The 18,108-nt window shown below is 69.1% G+C and carries 22 protein-coding genes; 2 read left to right on the top strand and 20 right to left on the bottom strand.

Features of this window, described 5'->3' with window-relative positions:
• The first annotated feature begins 151 nt into the window (after positions 1–151).
• On the top strand, positions 152–709 hold the full coding sequence (locus AB0F71_RS01400; protein WP_360226298.1) for a Uma2 family endonuclease: 558 nt from the start codon (positions 152–154) through the stop codon (positions 707–709).
• Positions 710–751: 42 nt separating this feature from the next.
• Here the strand turns inward: AB0F71_RS01400 and glmS are convergent, their stop codons facing one another.
• Positions 752–2,608, bottom strand: coding sequence for a glutamine--fructose-6-phosphate transaminase (isomerizing) (glmS, locus tag AB0F71_RS01395; protein ID WP_360226295.1), 1,857 nt, complete (start codon positions 2,606–2,608; stop codon positions 752–754).
• A 108-nt stretch (positions 2,609–2,716) separates the two neighbouring features.
• Between glmS and coaA the strand changes: the two genes are divergently transcribed.
• Entirely contained in the window at positions 2,717–3,712 is a 996-nt protein-coding gene (gene coaA / locus AB0F71_RS01390; protein ID WP_360226292.1) for a type I pantothenate kinase, read from the top strand.
• 66 nt (positions 3,713–3,778) lie between these two features.
• Here coaA and glmM read toward each other — a convergent pair whose 3' ends face one another.
• From glmM to rplR, 19 genes are all read right to left on the bottom strand, one after another.
• Positions 3,779–5,143, bottom strand: coding sequence for a phosphoglucosamine mutase (glmM, locus tag AB0F71_RS01385; RefSeq protein ID WP_360226289.1), 1,365 nt, complete (start codon positions 5,141–5,143; stop codon positions 3,779–3,781).
• A 161-nt stretch (positions 5,144–5,304) separates the two neighbouring features.
• Positions 5,305–5,814: a 30S ribosomal protein S9 gene (gene rpsI / locus AB0F71_RS01380; RefSeq protein WP_229928575.1), complete on the bottom strand. Its 510-nt coding sequence runs from the start codon at positions 5,812–5,814 to the stop codon at positions 5,305–5,307.
• A 45-nt stretch (positions 5,815–5,859) separates the two neighbouring features.
• Complete coding sequence (gene rplM / locus AB0F71_RS01375) at positions 5,860–6,303, bottom strand: 50S ribosomal protein L13 (protein WP_030055846.1); 444 nt, start codon at positions 6,301–6,303, stop codon at positions 5,860–5,862.
• Between the two features lie 232 nt (positions 6,304–6,535).
• Positions 6,536–8,194 (bottom strand): ATP-binding cassette domain-containing protein, encoded by a 1,659-nt coding sequence (locus AB0F71_RS01370; protein WP_360226285.1) that lies wholly within the window; start codon positions 8,192–8,194, stop codon positions 6,536–6,538.
• Positions 8,195–8,235: 41 nt separating this feature from the next.
• Positions 8,236–9,147: a tRNA pseudouridine(38-40) synthase TruA gene (gene truA / locus AB0F71_RS01365; protein ID WP_360226282.1), complete on the bottom strand. Its 912-nt coding sequence runs from the start codon at positions 9,145–9,147 to the stop codon at positions 8,236–8,238.
• Between the two features lie 79 nt (positions 9,148–9,226).
• A complete protein-coding gene (rplQ, locus tag AB0F71_RS01360) occupies positions 9,227–9,700 on the bottom strand; it encodes a 50S ribosomal protein L17 (protein WP_360226279.1) in 474 nt (157 codons plus the stop codon).
• A gap of 127 nt (positions 9,701–9,827) precedes the next feature.
• On the bottom strand, positions 9,828–10,850 hold the full coding sequence (locus AB0F71_RS01355) for a DNA-directed RNA polymerase subunit alpha (protein ID WP_030055844.1): 1,023 nt from the start codon (positions 10,848–10,850) through the stop codon (positions 9,828–9,830).
• 146 nt (positions 10,851–10,996) lie between these two features.
• The gene (gene rpsK / locus AB0F71_RS01350; protein ID WP_030232513.1) at positions 10,997–11,404 is read right to left on the bottom strand and encodes a 30S ribosomal protein S11; all 408 of its coding nucleotides are present in this window, start codon (positions 11,402–11,404) and stop codon (positions 10,997–10,999) included.
• 72 nt (positions 11,405–11,476) lie between these two features.
• Positions 11,477–11,857: a 30S ribosomal protein S13 gene (gene rpsM, locus AB0F71_RS01345; protein WP_030259703.1), complete on the bottom strand. Its 381-nt coding sequence runs from the start codon at positions 11,855–11,857 to the stop codon at positions 11,477–11,479.
• A gap of 176 nt (positions 11,858–12,033) precedes the next feature.
• A complete protein-coding gene (rpmJ, locus tag AB0F71_RS01340) occupies positions 12,034–12,147 on the bottom strand; it encodes a 50S ribosomal protein L36 (RefSeq protein ID WP_003956441.1) in 114 nt (37 codons plus the stop codon).
• A gap of 32 nt (positions 12,148–12,179) precedes the next feature.
• Entirely contained in the window at positions 12,180–12,401 is a 222-nt protein-coding gene (gene infA, locus AB0F71_RS01335; RefSeq protein ID WP_003956442.1) for a translation initiation factor IF-1, read from the bottom strand.
• A gap of 194 nt (positions 12,402–12,595) precedes the next feature.
• Entirely contained in the window at positions 12,596–13,021 is a 426-nt protein-coding gene (gene mscL, locus AB0F71_RS01330; protein WP_360226276.1) for a large conductance mechanosensitive channel protein MscL, read from the bottom strand.
• Positions 13,022–13,159: 138 nt separating this feature from the next.
• Complete coding sequence (map, locus tag AB0F71_RS01325; protein WP_360226273.1) at positions 13,160–13,999, bottom strand: type I methionyl aminopeptidase; 840 nt, start codon at positions 13,997–13,999, stop codon at positions 13,160–13,162.
• A gap of 116 nt (positions 14,000–14,115) precedes the next feature.
• Positions 14,116–14,769, bottom strand: coding sequence for an adenylate kinase (locus AB0F71_RS01320; RefSeq protein ID WP_360226270.1), 654 nt, complete (start codon positions 14,767–14,769; stop codon positions 14,116–14,118).
• Positions 14,769–16,079: a preprotein translocase subunit SecY gene (gene secY, locus AB0F71_RS01315; RefSeq protein WP_360226267.1), complete on the bottom strand. Its 1,311-nt coding sequence runs from the start codon at positions 16,077–16,079 to the stop codon at positions 14,769–14,771. The genes AB0F71_RS01320 and secY overlap by 1 nt, the downstream gene beginning before the upstream one ends.
• A gap of 337 nt (positions 16,080–16,416) precedes the next feature.
• Entirely contained in the window at positions 16,417–16,872 is a 456-nt protein-coding gene (gene rplO / locus AB0F71_RS01310; RefSeq protein WP_094742972.1) for a 50S ribosomal protein L15, read from the bottom strand.
• On the bottom strand, positions 16,872–17,054 hold the full coding sequence (gene rpmD, locus AB0F71_RS01305; RefSeq protein ID WP_030055835.1) for a 50S ribosomal protein L30: 183 nt from the start codon (positions 17,052–17,054) through the stop codon (positions 16,872–16,874). Before rpmD ends, rplO begins: the two co-directional genes overlap by 1 nt.
• Positions 17,054–17,674 (bottom strand): 30S ribosomal protein S5, encoded by a 621-nt coding sequence (gene rpsE, locus AB0F71_RS01300; protein WP_350503564.1) that lies wholly within the window; start codon positions 17,672–17,674, stop codon positions 17,054–17,056. The genes rpmD and rpsE overlap by 1 nt, the downstream gene beginning before the upstream one ends.
• Before the next feature lie 48 nt (positions 17,675–17,722).
• Positions 17,723–18,106, bottom strand: coding sequence for a 50S ribosomal protein L18 (gene rplR / locus AB0F71_RS01295; RefSeq protein WP_030280785.1), 384 nt, complete (start codon positions 18,104–18,106; stop codon positions 17,723–17,725).
• Between the last annotated feature and the right edge of the window lie 2 nt (positions 18,107–18,108).

Genomic DNA, 18,108 nt, shown 5'->3' with positions numbered 1-18,108 from the left:
GTCGGCTACCGCCGACGCTAGCCCGCGCCACCGCCCCACGGGAGCCGGGCCTGCGGCACACTTTCGAGTGACAACCACTTCGATGCCCCGCGGTGTCGGTCCGTACGCCTACCTTGTGGCTCGGCACGGACCCACAGGAGGGAGAAGGGCCATGGTCGCCATGCCTGCTGTCGAGCACCCGCTGGGCGAGGACAGCCTTCTCCAGGCGTTTCTGGAGCTGGACACGCCGCCCGGATTCAAGGCGGAGCTCATCGAAGGGGAGATCGTCGTGACGCCGCCACCGGACGGGCCGCACGAGGGCGCGTTCTCGAAGGTCGCGAAGCAGTTCTTCCGGAACGCCGCGATCGAACTGGACATCGCGGGCAACAAGGGCCTCATCACTCCCGGAGGCCGTTTCATCCCCGATGGCACGGTGGTCCCGGAGGACCACTTCGATCATCTGGACTCCTGGGCGCCGACAGAAGGAGTCCTACTCGTCTTCGAGATCACCTCGACCAATCCGCTCAAGGACCGCGAACCCAAGCGCAAGGGCTACGCCGCTGCCGGCATCCCCTGCTACCTGCTGATCGATCGCAGTGAAGGCAAGGTCACGCTGTTCAGCGAACCTGAGAACGGTGACTACAAGAGGCTTGCCCAGACCAGCTTCGGCAAGCCCGTCGACCTGCCCGCCCCGTTCTCCTTCACGCTCGACACGGCGCCCCTGCGGTAGGACGCAGCCACCGCAGGGGCGCCGTTGCCGACGAGCGCAGGACTACTCGACGGTGACCGACTTCGCCAGGTTGCGCGGCTGGTCGACCTCGTGGCCCTTGGCCGTGGCCAGCTCGCAGGCGAAGACCTGGAGCGGGACGGTGGAGACCAGCGGCTGGAGCAGGGTCGGGGTGGCCGGGATGCGGATCAGGTGGTCCGCGTACGGCACGACCGCCTCGTCGCCCTCCTCGGCGATCACGATCGTGCGGGCGCCACGGGCCCGGATCTCCTGGATGTTGGAGACGATCTTGTCGTGCAGGATCGACCGCCCGCGCGGCGAGGGCACGACCACCACGACCGGCAGCCCCTCCTCGATCAGCGCGATCGGGCCGTGCTTGAGCTCGCCCGCCGCGAAGCCCTCGGCGTGCATGTAGGCGAGCTCCTTGAGCTTGAGCGCGCCTTCCAGGGCCACCGGGAAGCCGACGTGGCGGCCGAGGAACAGCACCGAGCGGGCGTCGGCCAGCGAGCGGGCCAGCTCGCGCACCGGCTCCATGGTCTCCAGCACCTGCTCGACCTGCTTCGGCGCGTCGCCGAGCTCGCGGATGATGGTGAAGATCTCGTCGCCCCACTTGGTGCCGCGCACCTGGCCCAGGTAGAGGGCGACCAGGTAGCAGGCGACCAGCTGGGTCAGGAACGCCTTGGTGGAGGCGACCGCGACCTCCGGTCCGGCGTGGGTGTACAGCACCGCGTCCGACTCGCGCGGGATGGTCGAGCCGTTGGTGTTGCAGATCGCCAGCACCTTGGCGCCCTGCTCGCGGGCGTGCCGCAGGGCCATCAGGGTGTCCATGGTCTCGCCGGACTGCGAGATGGCGATGACCAACGTGCCGGGGCCCATGATCGGGTCGCGGTAGCGGAACTCCGAGGCGACCTCGACCTCGCAGGGGATGCGGGTCCAGTGCTCGATCGCGTACTTGGCGATCATGCCGGCGTGGAAGGCCGTGCCGCAGGCGACGATGACGACCTTGTCGACCGAGCGCAGGTCGGCGTCGGAGATCCGCAGCTCGTCGAGGGTCAGCCGGCCGTCGGTGCCGATCCGGCCGAGGAGGGTGTCGGCGACGGCCTTCGGCTGCTCGGCGATCTCCTTGAGCATGAAGTAGTCGTAGCCGCCCTTCTCGGCGGCGGAGGCGTCCCAGTCGACGTGGTACTCGCGCACCTCGGCCGGGGTGCCGTCGAAGTTGGTGACGGTCACGCCCTCCCGGCGCAGCTCGACGACCTGGTCCTGGCCCAGCTCGATCGCCTCGCGGGTGTGCGCGATGAAGGCGGCGACGTCGGAGGCGAGGAAGTTCTCGCCCTCGCCGCGGCCCACCACGAGCGGGGAGTTGCGACGGGCGCCGACCACCACGCCGGGCGCGTCCGCGTGGACGGCGACGAGGGTGAAGGCGCCGTCCAGCCGGCGGCAGACCACGCGCATGGCCTCGGCCAGGTCACCCTCGTAGGCCTCGCCGAGCAGGTGGGCGACGACCTCGGTGTCGGTCTCGGACCGGAGGGTGTGGCCGCGCTCGGCGATCTCGGCGCGCAGCTGGGCGAAGTTCTCGATGATGCCGTTGTGGACCACGGCCACCCGGCCGTCGTCGTCCAGATGGGGGTGGGCATTGGCGTCCGTCGGGCCGCCGTGGGTGGCCCAACGGGTGTGGCCGATGCCGGTGGTGCCGCCGGGGAGGGGGGACTCGGCGAGCGACTTCTCCAGGTTGCCGAGCTTTCCGGCCCGCTTGTCGGTGACCAGACTCCACTGCCCCTGGGAGTCCTGCGCCTGCACCGCGACACCGGCCGAGTCATAGCCCCGGTACTCCAGTCGCTGCAGGCCCGCGATTACTACGTCGAGGGCGGACTGCGCGCCCACGTATCCAACAATTCCGCACATGCGTGCCAGCATAAGGGCGGTTCTGTGGCCGTTTTCCCGTCTTTCCCGGCTCGCCCCAACGCTGCGTGACCGACACCACAACCACGGTGAACACCGCGACGGCTCACAATGGAGCATGTGCTGACCGAACTCTGTACGCGGGGCGCCGCCACGCCCGGCCCGTCCCCGTCCCCCTACGTGGACCTCAGCCGGGCCGAGTGGAGCGCGCTGCGCGAGCGTACGCCACTGCCGCTGACCGCCGAGGAGGTGGAGCAGCTGCGCGGCCTCGGCACTGCACTCGACCTCGACGAGGTGCGTGACGTCTACCTGCCGCTGTCCCGGCTGCTGAACCTCTACATCCACGCCACGCACGAACTGCGCGGCGCGGTGGGCACGTTCCTGGACACCCCGGACACCGAGCGCACCCGTACCCCGTTCGTCATCGGCGTGGCCGGCTCGGTCGCCGTCGGCAAGTCCACCACCGCCCGGCTGCTCCAGGCCCTGCTGGCCCGCTGGCCCGAGCACCCCCGGGTGGAGCTGGTCACCACCGACGGCTTCCTGCTGCCCAACGCCGAGCTGCGCCGCCGCGGCCTGATGGCCCGCAAGGGCTTCCCGGAGTCGTACGACCGCCGGGCCCTGATGCGCTTCGTCGCGGACGTGAAGGCGGGCAAGGACCTGGTGACGGCGCCCGTGTACTCGCACCTGGTGTACGACATCGTGCCGGACCAGCGGCTGACGGTGGAGCGCCCGGACATCCTGATCGTCGAGGGCCTGAACGTGCTCCAGCCGGCCCTGCCGGGCACCGACGGCCGGACCAGGCTCGCGGTGGCGGACTACTTCGACTTCTCGATCTACGTCGACGCCCGCACCGACGACATCGAGCACTGGTACCTGGACCGCTTCCGCAAACTGCGGCAGACGGCCTTCCAGGACCCGAACTCCTACTTCCGCCGCTTCACCGAGGTGCCGGAGGAGGAGGCGATGGAGTACGGCCGGCAGGTCTGGCGCACCATCAACAAGCCCAACCTGCTGGAGAACGTGCTGCCGACCCGAGGCCGGGCCACCCTGGTCCTGCAGAAGGGCGCCGACCACAAGGTCCGCCGGGCGCTGCTGCGCAAGCTCTGAACGGACGTGGCGCACGGCGAAGGGCCCCCGCACCGGGCGGGGACCCTTCGCCGTGTCCGGGGCGGCTCAGCCCAGGTGGGTGCGGACCGCCTCGGCGAGGCGCTGGCCGACGGCCTCGGCCTGCACCGGGTCGGCAGCCTCGACCATGACCCGGACCAGCGGCTCGGTGCCGGAGGGGCGCAGCAGCACCCGGCCGGTGGAGCCCAGCTCGGCCTCGGCGGCGGCGACCGCGGCGGCCAGCTCGGTGCTGGTGCCCACCCGGCTCTTGTCGACGCCCTTGACGTTGATCAGCACCTGCGGCAGCCGGGTCATCACGGCGGCCAGGTCGGCCAGCGGCTGCTTGGTGGCGGCCAGTCGGGCGCCCAGCATCAGGCCGGTCAGGGTGCCGTCGCCGGTGGTGGCGTGGTCCAGGAGGATGACGTGGCCGGACTGCTCGCCGCCCAGCGCGAAGCCGTGCTCCTTCATCGCCTCCAGCACGTAGCGGTCGCCGACGGCGGTCTCCACCAGGTCGACGCCCTCGCGCTCCATCGCCAGCTTGAAGCCGAGGTTGGACATCACGGTGGCGACCGCGGTGTTGCCGCGCAGGGTGCCGGCCTCCTTCATGGCGATCGCGAGGATCGCGATGATCTGGTCGCCGTCCACCTCGTTGCCCTCGGCGTCGGCGGCCAGGCAGCGGTCCGCGTCGCCGTCCAGGGCGATGCCGAGGTCGGCCCGGTACTCCTTCATCGCGGCGCGCAGCCGGTCCAGGTGGGTGGAGCCGACGCCGTCGTTGATGTTGAGGCCGGTGGGCTCGGCCCCCAGGGTGTGGACGACCTCGGCGCCGGCCCGGGCGAAGGCCTCGGGGGCGACGTAGGCGGCGGCGCCGTGGGCGCCGTCGATGACGACCTTGATGCCGTCCAGGCGGTTGGGCAGCACGCCGATCAGGTGGGCGACGTACTTGTCGAAGCCCTCGGTGTACTCGCGGACCCGGCCGACGGCGGCACCGGTCGGGCGGTTCCAGTCCTCGCCGTCGACGGTGTGCTTGCGGTAGTGGGCCTCGATCGCGTCCTCGATCCGGTCGTCCAGCTTGTGGCCGCCGCGGGCGAGGAACTTGATGCCGTTGTCCGGCATGGCGTTGTGGCTGGCGGACAGCATCACGCCGAAGTCGGCGCCGAGCGCGCCGGTGAGGTACGCCACGGCGGGGGTGGGGAGGACACCGACCCGGAGCACGTCGACGCCGGAGCTGGCCAGGCCGGCGATGACCGCGGCCTCCAGGAACTCGCCCGAGGCACGGGGGTCACGGCCGACCACCGCGACCGGCCGGTGCCCGTCGAACGCGCCGGCCTCGCCGAGCACGTGGGAGGCCGCGACCGACAGGCCGAGCGCCAGCTCCGCCGTCAGGCCCTCGTTGGCCACACCGCGTACGCCGTCCGTACCGAAGAGTCGTCCCACTGTCCCGTCCTCCATCACCATGCTCGGAACCCACCTTGATCCCGGCCGCCGCACGTTAGCCGGGGAACACGTCGCCCCGGAGTACACGAGGTACTCCGGGGCGACGGTTTGCGCAACCAGGGGGTGCGCCGCCAGGGCGGACCGCACCCCCGGGGACGCGATTAGCGCTTGCTGTACTGCGGCGCCTTGCGGGCCTTCTTGAGACCGGCCTTCTTGCGCTCGACGGCGCGGGCGTCACGGGTCAGGAAGCCGGCCTTCTTGAGGGCGCCGCGGTTGTTGTCCACGTCGGCCTCGTTCAGGGCACGGGCGACGCCGAGGCGCAGCGCGTAGGCCTGGCCGGAGACGCCGCCACCGCTGATGCGGGCGACGACGTCGTAACGGCCGTCCAGCTCGAGGAGCTTGAAGGGCTCGTTCACGGTCTGCTGGTGCACCTTGTTCGGGAAGTAACCCTCGAGGGTGCGACCGTTGATCTTCCACTGGCCGGTGCCGGGGACGATGCGCACGCGGGCGATCGCCTCCTTGCGACGGCCGAGGCCGGCGCCCGGGGTGGCCTCGCCGAAGCGGCCGGCCAGGGACTCGGAGGTGTAGCTCTCCTCGGAGGTGTACTCGCCCTCGACGGCCTCAACGGCCTCGTCGAAGTCGACCTCAAGGGTTTCAGTGGTCTCGGCCACGATGTTCCTCAGCTCTTTTCAGTGTTGGGGGGCTTGGTGGCCGAATTACTGCGCGACCTGGGTGATCTCGAACGGCACCGGCTGCTGGGCAGCGTGGGGGTGCTGGTCGCCCGAGTAGACCTTCAGCTTCGAGAGCATCTGACGGCCCAGGCTGTTCTTGGGGATCATGCCCTTGATGGCCTTCTCGACGGCCTTCTCCGGGTTGTTCGCCAGCAGGTCGTCGTAGCGCACCGAGCGCAGACCGCCCGGGAAGCCCGAGTGGCGGTAGGCCAGCTTCTGGGTCTTCTTGTTACCGGACAGGTGCACCTTGTCGGCGTTGATGATGATGACGAAGTCACCAGTGTCAACGTGCGGCGCGTAGATCGCCTTGTGCTTGCCCCGGAGGAGGTTGGCGGCCTGGGAGGCCAGGCGGCCGAGCACGACGTCGGTCGCGTCGATGACGTGCCACTGACGCTGGACGTCGCCGGGCTTGGGGCTGTACGTACGCACGGTCGTAGCCTTCGCTTTTCAGTGAGTGAGTCCTGACAGGAGCACCCGGACGGAAGAGCAGCCTGATCACCCTTGGACGCAATTCAAGGGGGACCGCTGGTCGTCGACCTGATGTCTCCGGCGTACCGACCTCTCACGTGAGATAGAGCGAGCCAATACGCACATCAAGCGTCCAGGTTACCGGGCGGGCGGGAAGGGGTCAAAAATCGCCTCTCGCCCACCCGGCCGTCACTCAGCGTTCGCGCTCGACCCGGGTGACGTCCCAGACCGGCTCCGGCGCCTCATAGACCCTGCCGTCCGCCCCGAACACCAGGAAGCGGTCGAAGGTCTTGGCGAACCAGCGGTCGTGGGTGACGCACAGCACCGTGCCGTCGAAGGCCTCCAGCCCGGACTGCAGCGCCTCGGCGCTCTCCAGGTCCAGGTTGTCGGTCGGCTCGTCGAGCAACAGGGCCGTCACGCCCGAGAGTTCGAGCTTGAGGATCATCAGTCGGGCCTGCTGCCCGCCGGACAGCGACTCGAACTTCTGCTCCTCCTGGCGGTCCAGCTCGTACCGGCGCAGCGCGCCCATCGCGGCGCCGCGGCTGAGCGCGTGCTCCTCCTCGATGATCGAGCGCACGGTACGACCGAACAGCTCCGGGTGGGCGTGGGTCTGCCGGAAGTGGCCGGGGACGACCCGGGCGCCGAGCTTCCAGTCGCCACTGTGGGCGACGGTGGTGTCCCCCGCGAGCAGCCGCAGCAGGTGCGACTTGCCGGCCCCGTTGGCGCCCAGCACCGCGACCCGCTCGCCGTAGAAGACCTCCAGGTCGAAGGGCTGCATCAGGCCGGTGAGCTCCAGCCGCTCCAGGGTGACGGCGCGCACACCGGTGCGCCCGCCCTTGAGCCGCATGGTGATGGTCTGCTCGCGCGGCGGCGCCTCCGGCGGGCCGGCGTCCTCGAACTTCTTGAGCCTGGTCTGGGCGGCCGAGTAGCGGGAGGCCATCTCGTGGCTGACGGCGGCGGCCTGGCGCAGGGTGACGACCAGCTTCTTGAGCTTGGCGTGCTCCTCGTCCCAGCGGCGGCGCAGTTCCTCGAAGCGCTCGAAGCGGGCCTTGCGGGCCTCGTGGAAGGTGTCGAAGCCGCCGCCGTGCACCCAGACGCTGCTGCCGGCGCCGCCGGACTCGACGCTGATGATCTTGTCAGCGGTGCGGGAGAGCAGCTCGCGGTCGTGCGAGATGAACAGGACGGTCTTCGAGGTGGCCTTGATGGCCTCCTCCAGCCAGCGCTTGGCCGGCACGTCCAGGTAGTTGTCCGGCTCGTCGAGGAGCAGCACCTCCTCCGGGCCGCGCAGCAGCGCCTCCAGCACCAGCCGCTTCTGCTCGCCGCCGGAGAGGGTGTTCAGGCCGCGCCACTGGGCCTTGTCGAAGGGCATCCCGAGGGCCGCCATGGTGCAGACGTCCCAGTCGGTCTCGTAGTCGTAGCCGCCGACGTCGGCCCAGTCGGAGAGCGCCTGGGCGTAGGCCATCTGCGTCTTCTCGTCGTCCTGGGCGATCATCGCCAGCTCGGCGGCGTCCACCGCGCGGGCGGCCGTGGCGATCCGCTCCGGGGCGACCGAGACCAGCAGGTCGCGCACCGAGGCGTCGGCCGGCAGGGCGCCCGGGGTGGCGCTCTGGTCCTCGCGGCCGGTGGTGCCGACGAACTGGCGCATCACGCCGAGCCCGCCGCTGATCGTCACCGTGCCGCCGTGCGGCTGGATGTCCCCCGCGATCATGCGCAGCAGGGTCGTCTTGCCGGCCCCGTTGGCCCCGACCAGCGCGACCGCGGCCCCCTCGCCGACCCGGAAGGACGCGTCGTCGAACAGCACCCGCCCGTCCGGCAGGTAGTACTCCAGGTGCGAAATCTCGACGTGTCCCATGGGAGCGATTGTCCCAAGCGGACGCCCCGGGCCAAAACGGATTACGCGGCCGCCGGCTGCCCGGGCAGCGTGCGCATCCGCCGCGCCTGCCGGTTCCGCTCGGCGAGCTGGTCGTCCGGCGGGTAGCCGACCTCCTCCAGCGTGAGCCCGTACGGCCGGATCACGTTGACGGCCGAGTTGCGCACCCCGCCGGCCAGCACCTCGCCGGGGAACTCCACCGGCCGGTGCCCGTCGCCGACCAGCAGCATCGCGCCGACCAGCGCCCGGACCATGTTGTGGCAGAAGGCGTCGGCCCGCACGGTGGCGACCGCGAGGCTGCCTTCCTGGCTCGCGTAGGTGTCCACCGGGACGCGGTCCCAGTGCAGCTCCAGCAGGGTCCGGATGGTGGTGGCGCCCTCGCGCTTCTTGCAGTACGCGGCGAAGTCGTGCTCGCCGAGCAGCAGCTTCGCGGCCTCGTTCATCTTCTCGACGTCCAGCGGCCGGTCGTGCCACAGCACGTGCCCGCGCAGCAGCGGGTCGACCCCGCCGGGGTGGTCGGCGACCCGGTAGGCGTAGCGGCGCCAGACGGCCGAGAAGCGGGCGTCGAACCCGGCCGGCGCCTCGCCGACCCGGTAGATCCGGACGTCCCCGGGCAGCCGGCCGGCCAGCCGGCGCAGCAGCTTCTCCCGGTGCGCCTCCCACAGCTCGGCCGGCAGGTCGACGTGGGCGACCTGGCCGCGGGCGTGGACGCCGGCGTCGGTACGGCCGGCCACGGTGAGCGGGAACAGCTCCGGGCTGCGGGTGACGATCTGCAGCGCGGTCTCGATCTCCTCCTGGACCGTCCGGCGGCCGCCCTTCTGGCGGGCCCAGCCGGAGAACTCGGCGCCCTGGTAGGCGAGGTCGAGCCGGACCCGGACGTGACCGTCGGCCGGCCCGTCCTTCACCGGCGGCTGCTCGGCGCAATCGTTGACCACTTGCTCCTGCTCCTACGAATAAGGAACGGGCCCGCTCCCCCATCGCTGGGAGAGCGGGCCCGCATCACACCTGGAGGTGTCAGGCCTGCTCGGTGGCCTCGGCCTCGTCGGCCTTGGCCTCGACCGCGGCGTCGGCCTCCTTGACGGCACGCTTGGTGGCGGCCTCGGCCTCGCCGACGGCGGTCTGCGCGACGGTCAGCGCCTCGACCAGCTCGATCACGGCCATCGGGGCGTTGTCGCCACGACGGGGACCGATCTTGGTGATGCGGGTGTAACCACCCGGGCGGTTCTCGTAGCGCGGCGCGATCTCGGTGAAGAGGGTGTGCAGCACCGAGACGTCGGTGATGGTCTTGCGCACCAGGCGACGGTTGTGGATGTCGCCCTTCTTCGCCTTGGTGATCAGCTTCTCCGCCAGCGGGCGCATCCGACGGGCCTTGGCCTCGGTCGTGGTGATGCGGCCGTACTGGAACAGCTCCCGGCACAGACCGGCGAGCAGCAGCGGCTCGTGGTGCGGGCCGCCGCCGAGGCGGGCACCCTTGGTGGGACGCGGCATGGTGACTCCTTGTATCTCCGAATACGGCCGTATCAGGTACCGCAGCGGGCGTACCGGCACTGTTGCCGGCACGACTTGCCATGACGACGGGGGCGGCTCCGTGGAACCGCCCCCGCGGCCAAATCTCTTAGTACTGCTCGGTCTCCGCGTAACCCGCGTCGTCCAGGTCGTCGGCGCCGAAGGCGTCGGCGGCGGCGGTCGGGTCGAACCCGGGCGGGCTGTCCTTGAGGGCCAGGCCCATGCCGGCCAGCTTCGCCTTGACCTCGTCGATCGACTTCGCGCCGAAGTTGCGGATGTCGAGCAGGTCGGCCTCGGAGCGGGCGACGAGCTCACCCACGGTGTGGATGCCCTCGCGCTTGAGGCAGTTGTACGACCGAACGGTGAGCTCCAGCTCCTCGATCGGCAGCGCCAGGTCGGCGGCCAGGGCGGCGTCCGTCGGGGACGGGCCCATGTCGATGCCCTCGGCGTCGATGTTCAGCTCGCGGGCGAGGCCGAACAGCTCCACCAGGGTCTTGCCGGCCGAGGCCATGGCGTCGCGCGGACGCATGGCGGGCTTGGTCTCGACGTCGACGATCAGCTTGTCGAAGTCGGTCCGCTGCTCGACACGGGTGGCCTCGACCTTGTAGGTGACCTTCAGCACGGGGCTGTAGATCGAGTCGACCGGGATGCGGCCGATCTCCTGGCCGGAGGCCTTGTTCTGGACGGCGGAGACGTAGCCGCGACCGCGCTCGACGGTCAGCTCCATCTCCAGCTTGCCCTTGCCGTTCAGCGTGGCGAGGACCAGCTCGGGGTTGTGCACCTCGACACCCGCCGGCGGGGCGATGTCGGCGGCGGTCACGACGCCCGGGCCCTGCTTGCGCAGGTACATCACGACCGGCTCGTCGTGCTCCGAGGAGACGACCAGCTGCTTGATGTTGAGGATGAGGTCGGTCACGTCCTCCTTGACGCCCGGCACGGTGGTGAACTCGTGCAGGACGCCGTCGATGCGGATGCTGGTGACAGCGGCACCCGGGATCGACGACAGGAGCGTGCGGCGCAGGGAGTTGCCGAGGGTGTAGCCGAAGCCCGGCTCCAGCGGCTCGATCACGAACCGCGAGCGGAACTCGTCGACGACCTCTTCGGTCAGCGAGGGGCGCTGAGCGATAAGCATGGGGGATGTTCCTCCAGTTGTCTTCGGCACCCACTATTTGATGCCGACAGGACCAAGCGTACGGGGTCCCCCGCAGAGCGACTAATCACCTGCGCGGGACCCCGTACGTGGCTTACAGCGTTACCACCGTGCCCGAAGGCGCTGCGTCAGACGCGGCGGCGCTTCGGCGGACGGCAGCCGTTGTGCGGGGTGGGGGTGACGTCCTGGATCGAGCCGACCTCCAGGCCGGTGGCCTGGAGCGAACGGATCGCGGTCTCGCGGCCGGAGCCCGGACCCTTCACGAAGACGTCAACCTTGCGCATGCCGTGCTCCTGCGCGCGACGGGCAGCGGCCTCGGCGGCCATCTGCGCGGCGAACGGGGTGGACTTGCGCGAGCCCTTGAAGCCGACGTGGCCGGCGGAGGCCCAGGAGATCACGTTGCCCGCGGGGTCGGTGATCGAAACGATGGTGTTGTTGAACGTGCTCTTGATGTGCGCGTGGCCGTGAGCGACGTTCTTCTTTTCCTTGCGGCGGATCTTCTTCGCGCCGGCAGCCTGACGACCCTTGGGGGGCATAAGTCTGTTCTCCTACTGAGGTGGTCGGTCCGCTGACCCGCGGGCCGGAGGGATGTCCGGTTACGGGACGGACTACTTCTTGCCCGGCTTCTTCTTGCCGGCGATCGCGCGACGCGGGCCCTTGCGGGTACGCGCGTTGGTGTGGGTGCGCTGGCCGCGGACCGGCAGGCCACGGCGGTGACGCAGACCCTCGTAGCAGCCGATCTCGACCTTGCGGCGGATGTCGGCGGCCACCTCACGGCGGAGGTCACCCTCGACCGTGTAGTTGGCGTCGATGTACTGGCTCAGCTTGACCAGGTCTTCCTCGGTGATGTCGCGAACGCGGACATCCGGGTTGACGCCGGTCTCGGCGAGGGTCTGCTGGGCGCGGGTACGGCCGATGCCGTACACGTACGTAAGGGCGATCTCGATCCGCTTCTCACGGGGGAGATCAACGCCGGCGAGGCGTGCCATTCAAGGCTCCTGTTGTTCTTCAGAGGTCTGACGAGCCACCTACTCCGACACCTCACGGTGAGGGAGCCCCGGCCTCTGACCGGGGGCGGCAGTCCGTCCCGCGGGGGACGGATCGGGTGACCCGCGTATGACGTTTTCGCGTCGCGCGAAGTACTACGAGAAATGCGGGAGGGAGATCAGCCCTGGCGCTGCTTGTGGCGCAGGTTGTCGCAGATCACCATGACCCGGCCGTGACGGCGGATCACCTTGCACTTGTCGCAGATCTTCTTGACGCTCGGCTTGACCTTCATGTTCAGGTTCTCCGGGTCTAGATCTGACGTTCTTACTTGTAGCGGTAGACGATCCGGCCGCGCGTGAGGTCGTAGGGGCTGAGCTCCACGACGACCCGGTCGTCCGGCAGGATGCGGATGTAGTGCATGCGCATCTTGCCACTGATGTGCGCGAGGACCTTGTGACCGTTCTGCAGCTCGACCTTGAACATCGCGTTCGGAAGAGACTCGATCACGGTGCCCTCGATCTCAATGGCGCCTTGCTTCTTAGCCATGAACTGCGAGATCCACCTTCCGGGACCGGCTACCGTATGCGGAACGCTCGTGCGAACCTGGGTTCACCCCGCCCCCGAGGGGAAGAGGGCGTGCTGAAGCACGCTACGAGTGAGCCGACGGTCCATCCTACGCCAGCGCGTCCCGCGGGCCAAAACGGGGGTACCGGAAGGAGTCCGCCGTCACACCGGCCCCGTCAGGCCCCGGTGGAGAAGGTCAGCGGCTCGACGTGGGCGGTGCAGGCCGAGCAGCGGCGGGCGGCCTCGGGTATCTCGGTCAGGCACTCGGGGCAGGGGCGCTTCGCGGGCTTCGGCTTCTTCGGCAGGTAACGCTCGGTGGCCTTGGTGATCGGCAGCACGACGCAGAAGTACAGCACCGCGGCGGTCATCAGGAACGCGATCAGCACGTTCAGGAACTGGCCGTACGGGAACTTCACCCCGCCGATCTCCGCCGTGTACGAGCTGAAGTCGCCGGCCGCACCGACCACCACGCCGACCAGCGGGGTGAGGAAGGCGGACACGAAGCCGGTCACCACCGCGGTGAACGCGGCACCGATGACCACACCGACCGCCATGTCGACGACGTTGCCGCGCATCATGAAGTCGCGGAATCCCTTGAGCACTGCGCTCTCCTGCTCGCTCGTAAGCCATTGGGCCAGAAACTGCCACTGCCAGCCGTTAAAAATAGGACAAAAGCCCTGGAGGTCCAAACCTCCAGGGCTCTGATCCCTTGTCAGCAGCGGCAGTTGACCGCCCGGCCGCTACGCCAGCGGGTCCGGAGCTGCGGTGATGCCCAGCTTGGCGAGCTCGGCCCTGCCGCCGTCGAAGGCGGTCAGCACCAGCGGGCCCTCCTCGGTGACGGCCACCGAGTGCTCCCAGTGCGCGGCCCAGGTGCCGTCGTTGGTGACGACCGTCCAGTCGTCCTCCAGCACCGCGGTGTGCGGGGTGCCCAGCGAGACCATCGGCTCGATCGCCAGCACGGTGCCCGGGACCAGCTTCGGGCCCTTGCCGCGGCCGCGCTCGACGTAGTTCAGCACGTGCGGCTCCATGTGCATCGCGGTGCCGATGCCGTGGCCGCCGTAGCCCTCGGTGATGCCCCACTTGCCCTTGGGCGGCAGCGGCTGGCGCCGGATGTAGCCCTCGATCGCCTTGGAGACGTCCACCAGGCGGTTGTTCTTCTTCATCTGGGCGATGCCGGCCCACATCGAGCCCTCGGTCACCCGGCTGAGCATCTCGACCTCGGGGCGGACCTCGCCGACGGCGACGGTGATCGCCGAGTCGCCGTGCCAGCCGTCCAGGATGGCGCCGCAGTCGATCGAGATGATGTCGCCCTCCTGCAGCACCCGCTCGCCGGGGATGCCGTGCACGACCTCGTTGTTCACCGAGGCGCAGATCACGCCCGGGAACCACAGGCCGCCGTGGTGGGCCCGGAAGTTCGAGGTGGCGCCGTGGTCGGTGATGACCTTGTCGGCGATGTCGTTGAGCTCCTGGGTGGTCACCCCGGGAGCGACCGCCTCGCGACAGGCCTTGAGCGCCTCGGCGACGACCAGCCCGGCCGCCCGCATCTTCGCGATCTGCTCGGGGGTCTTGATCTCCACCATCAGGTCACGCCTTCCAAGTCCGGATTACCACTGCCTACCACCGTACGACGTCGAAAACGGCCGGGCCGCCCGCTCCACGGGCGACCCGGCCGTCACACGTACCTCGCTGAGGGACCTCAGCCGTTCTGCTTCAACGCCTCGATCGCGCGCTGGGTGACCTCGTCCACCTTGCCGAGGGCCGAGATCGTCGCCACCAGGCCCTGCTGGACGTAGTAGTCGATGATCGGCTCGGTCTCCGTGTGGTAGACCTCCAGGCGCGTGCGCACCTTCTCCTCGGTGTCGTCCGAGCGCTGGTACAGCTCGCCGCCGCACTCGTCGCAGACGCCCTCGACCTTCGGCGGGTTGTAGTCCACGTGGAACACGTGGCCCCCGTCGTTGCGGCACAGGCGGCGGCCGGCGATCCGGCGGACGACCTCGTCCTCGGGGACCTCCAGGTCCAGCACGCCGTCCAGCTTGATGCCCTGCTCGGTGAGGAACTCGTCGAGCGCCTTGGCCTGGCCCAGGTTGCGGGGGAAGCCGTCGAGCAGGAAGCCGTTGGCCGCGTCGGCCTGCAGCATGCGGTCCTTGGCCATCCCGATGGTGACCTCATCCGGCACCAGGCGACCCGCGTCCATGTAGCTCTTGGCCTCGAGCCCCAGCGGGGTGCCCTGGCCGATGTTGGCGCGGAACAGGTCTCCGGTGGAGATGTGGGGGATGGACAGGGTCTTGGCGAGCAGGTGCGCCTGAGTACCCTTCCCGGCCCCGGGAGGACCAACGAGGACGATACGCATCAGCGGAGGAACCCTTCGTAATTGCGCTGCTGGAGCTGGCTCTCGATCTGCTTCACAGTTTCGAGTCCGACGCCGACGACGATGAGCACGCTGGTGCCGCCGAACGGGAAGTTGGTCTGCTGTCCGAAGGCGACCAGGGCGATCATCGGGATCAACGCGATCAGGCCCAGGTAGAGCGAACCCGGCCACGTGATTCGGGTCAGCACGTAGTTCAGGTACTCGGCCGTCGGGCGGCCGGCCCGGATGCCCGGGATGAAGCCACCATACTTCTTCATATTGTCGGCAACTTCTTCGGGGTTGAAGGAGATGGCGACGTAGAAGAAGGCGAAGAAGACGATCAGCAGGAAGTAGGTGGCCATGTAGATCGGGTGGTCACCCTTGACGAAGTTCTGCTTGATCCACGCCGCCCAGCCCGACTGGCTGTTGGTCAGCTGGACCACCAGCGCCGGGATGTACAGCAGCGACGAGGCGAAGATGACCGGGATGACACCGGCCTGGTTCACCTTGAGCGGGATGTAGGTCGAGGTGCCGCCGAAGGCCCGGCGGCCGATCATCCGCTTCGCGTACTGGACCGGGATCCGGCGCTGCGCCTGCTCGACGAAGATGACCAGCATCACAACGATGATGCCGACCGCGACCACGGAGAGGAACTCGACCCAGCCGCCGCCGATGGTGCCCGACTGCTTGATGGCCCACATCGAGGTCGGGAACTGCGCGGCGATCGAGGTGAAGATCAGCAGCGACATGCCGTTGCCGATGCCGCGGTCCGTGATCAGCTCGCCCAGCCACATGATGACCGTGGTGCCGGCCGTCATCGTGAGCACCATGACGGCGATCCGGAACACCGAGGTGTCCGGCACGATCTGGTTGGCCACCGGGCAGCCGGAGAACAGCGCACCGCTGGAGGCCGTCGCGACGATGCCGGTGCCCTGGAGCACGGCGAGCGCGATGGTCAGGTAGCGGGTGTACTGGGTGATCTTCGCGGTGCCGGCCTGCCCCTCCTTCTTCAACGCCTCCAGTCGCGGGATCACGACGGTGAGGAGCTGGAGGATGATGCTCGCGGTGATGTACGGCATGATGCCGAGCGCGAAGATCGTCAGCTGGAGGAGCGCGCCACCGCTGAACAGGTTGACGAGTCCGAAGAGCCCGTTGTTCTTGGTCTCCTTGACGCACTCGTTCACGGCCGTGAAGCTCACGCCCGGAATCGGAATGTGCGAGCCCAGCCGGAACAGCACCATGATGCCCAGCGTGAACAGCAGCTTCTTGCGCAGGTCGGGCGTCTGGAACGCCCGCGCGAACGCACTGAGCACGGTGCCTCCTGCGCCTCCCGCACGTCGTCGGCGGGAGGGTCGGTCCTGAATGGGGAGTTTGCGGTACGGGCCCCCGTACAGACGGCACAGGCGAGCCTACGCGCAGCCTACAAGGGAACTCCACGGACTCTAACAGTGCGCGGCCACTCGAAAGAAGCGCGTACCGTCCCTCCCCCACTCACGGGGGTACGGGATGCCCGGTTTTGCCACACAAAAGAACGAGGCCCGGTACCGGCTGATTTCGGCCCCGGAGTGAAAGCCGGGGTAAAAGCACGAGCCCCGCACCTCCCGAAGGAGGTGCGGGGCTCGAAGCCGGTTGTCGGCGGGTTCAGCGGGCTCAGACGAGCTCGGTGACCGTACCGCCGGCGGCCTTGATCTTCTCGGCGGCCGAGCCGGAGACGGCGTCGACCGTCACCTGCAGCGCAACCGAGACCTCGCCGGTGCCGAGCACCTTGACGAGGGAGTTCTTGCGAACCGCGCCCTTCGCGACCAGGTCCTCGACCGTGACCTCGCCACCCTGCGGGTAGAGCTCGGCCAGCTTGTCGAGGTTGACGACCTGGAACGTGATCTTGAACGGGTTCTTGAAGCCCTTCAGCTTCGGCAGGCGCATGTGGAGCGGCATCTGGCCACCCTCGAAGCGCTGCGGAACCTGGTAGCGGGCCTTGGTGCCCTTGGTACCACGACCGGCGGTCTTACCCTTGGAGCCCTCACCACGACCCACACGGATCTTGTCGGTCTTGGCACCCGGGGCGGGACGCAGGTTGTGGATCTTGATCGGGTTGTCGCCCATGATCAGTCCACCTCCTCAACCGTCACCAGGTGACGGACCGTGTGGGCCATCCCGCGGATCTCGGGACGGTCCTCCTTGACCACCACGTCGTGCATGCGCTTGAGACCAAGCGAACGCAGGGTGTCACGGTGGTTCTGCTTGCTGCCGATGTACGACTTGGTCTGCGTGATCTTCAGGCGAGCCATCAGGCGCTCACCCCAGCAGCACGAGCCCGCAGCAGGGCGGCGGGGGCCACGTCCTCCAGCGGCAGGCCACGGCGCGCGGCGATCTCCTCGGGGCGAACGAGGCCCTTCAGAGCAGCCACGGTGGCGTGCACGATGTTGATCGCGTTGTCCGAGCCGAGCGACTTCGACAGGATGTCGTGGATGCCGGCGCACTCCAGGACGGCGCGCACCGGACCACCGGCGATAACACCGGTACCGGGGGCGGCGGGCTTGAGCAGCACGACGCCGGCGGCCTTCTCACCCTGGATGGGGTGCGGGATGGTGCCCTGGATACGGGGGACCTTGAAGAAGTTCTTCTTGGCCTCCTCGACACCCTTCGCGATGGCGGCCGGAACCTCCTTCGCCTTGCCGTAACCGACACCCACGGTGCCCTCGCCATCGCCCACCACGACGAGCGCGGTGAAGCTGAAGCGACGGCCACCCTTGACAACCTTGGCGACACGGTTGATCGCGACGACGCGCTCGACGTAAGCGGTCTTCTCGACGGCCTGGGCGTTGCCCTGACCGTCACGCTTACGGTCGCGCCGCTCGCCACCCGTGCCGCGACCGGCGCCGCCTTCGCGGCGCTGGGGTCCAGCCATTGGAATTACCTCTCTCGTTTACGTCCGTCGACAGAGTCGACGAGCGGCTTAGAAGTCGAGCCCGGCCTCGCGGGCCGCGTCCGCCAGGGCGGCGATGCGGCCGGCGTACCGGTTGCCCGCGCGGTCGAAGACGACCGACTCGATGCCGGCGGCCTTGGCGCGCTCGGCGACCAGGCTCCCGACCTTCTTGGCCAGCTCGGTCTTGTCGCCCTCGGCGCCCTTGATGGACACGTCGAGGGTGGACGCCGACGCCAGGGTGTGACCCTTGGCGTCGTCGATGACCTGGGCGACCATGTGACGGTTCGAGCGCGTCACGACGAGGCGCGGACGCACCTCGGTGCCGACGACGCGCTTGCGAACGCGGATCGCGCGGCGCTTGCGAGCGGCGCTCTTGTAGGCGTTGCCCTTGCCGATCTTGACAGAGACACTCATCG

Origin of the sequence: Kitasatospora sp. NPDC028055, assembly GCF_040637885.1 — a bacterium.
In the GTDB taxonomy this organism is placed as follows: domain Bacteria; phylum Actinomycetota; class Actinomycetes; order Streptomycetales; family Streptomycetaceae; genus Kitasatospora.
Note: the sequence above shows the minus strand (reverse complement) of the source record. Positions and strands in the feature narration are given on the sequence as shown.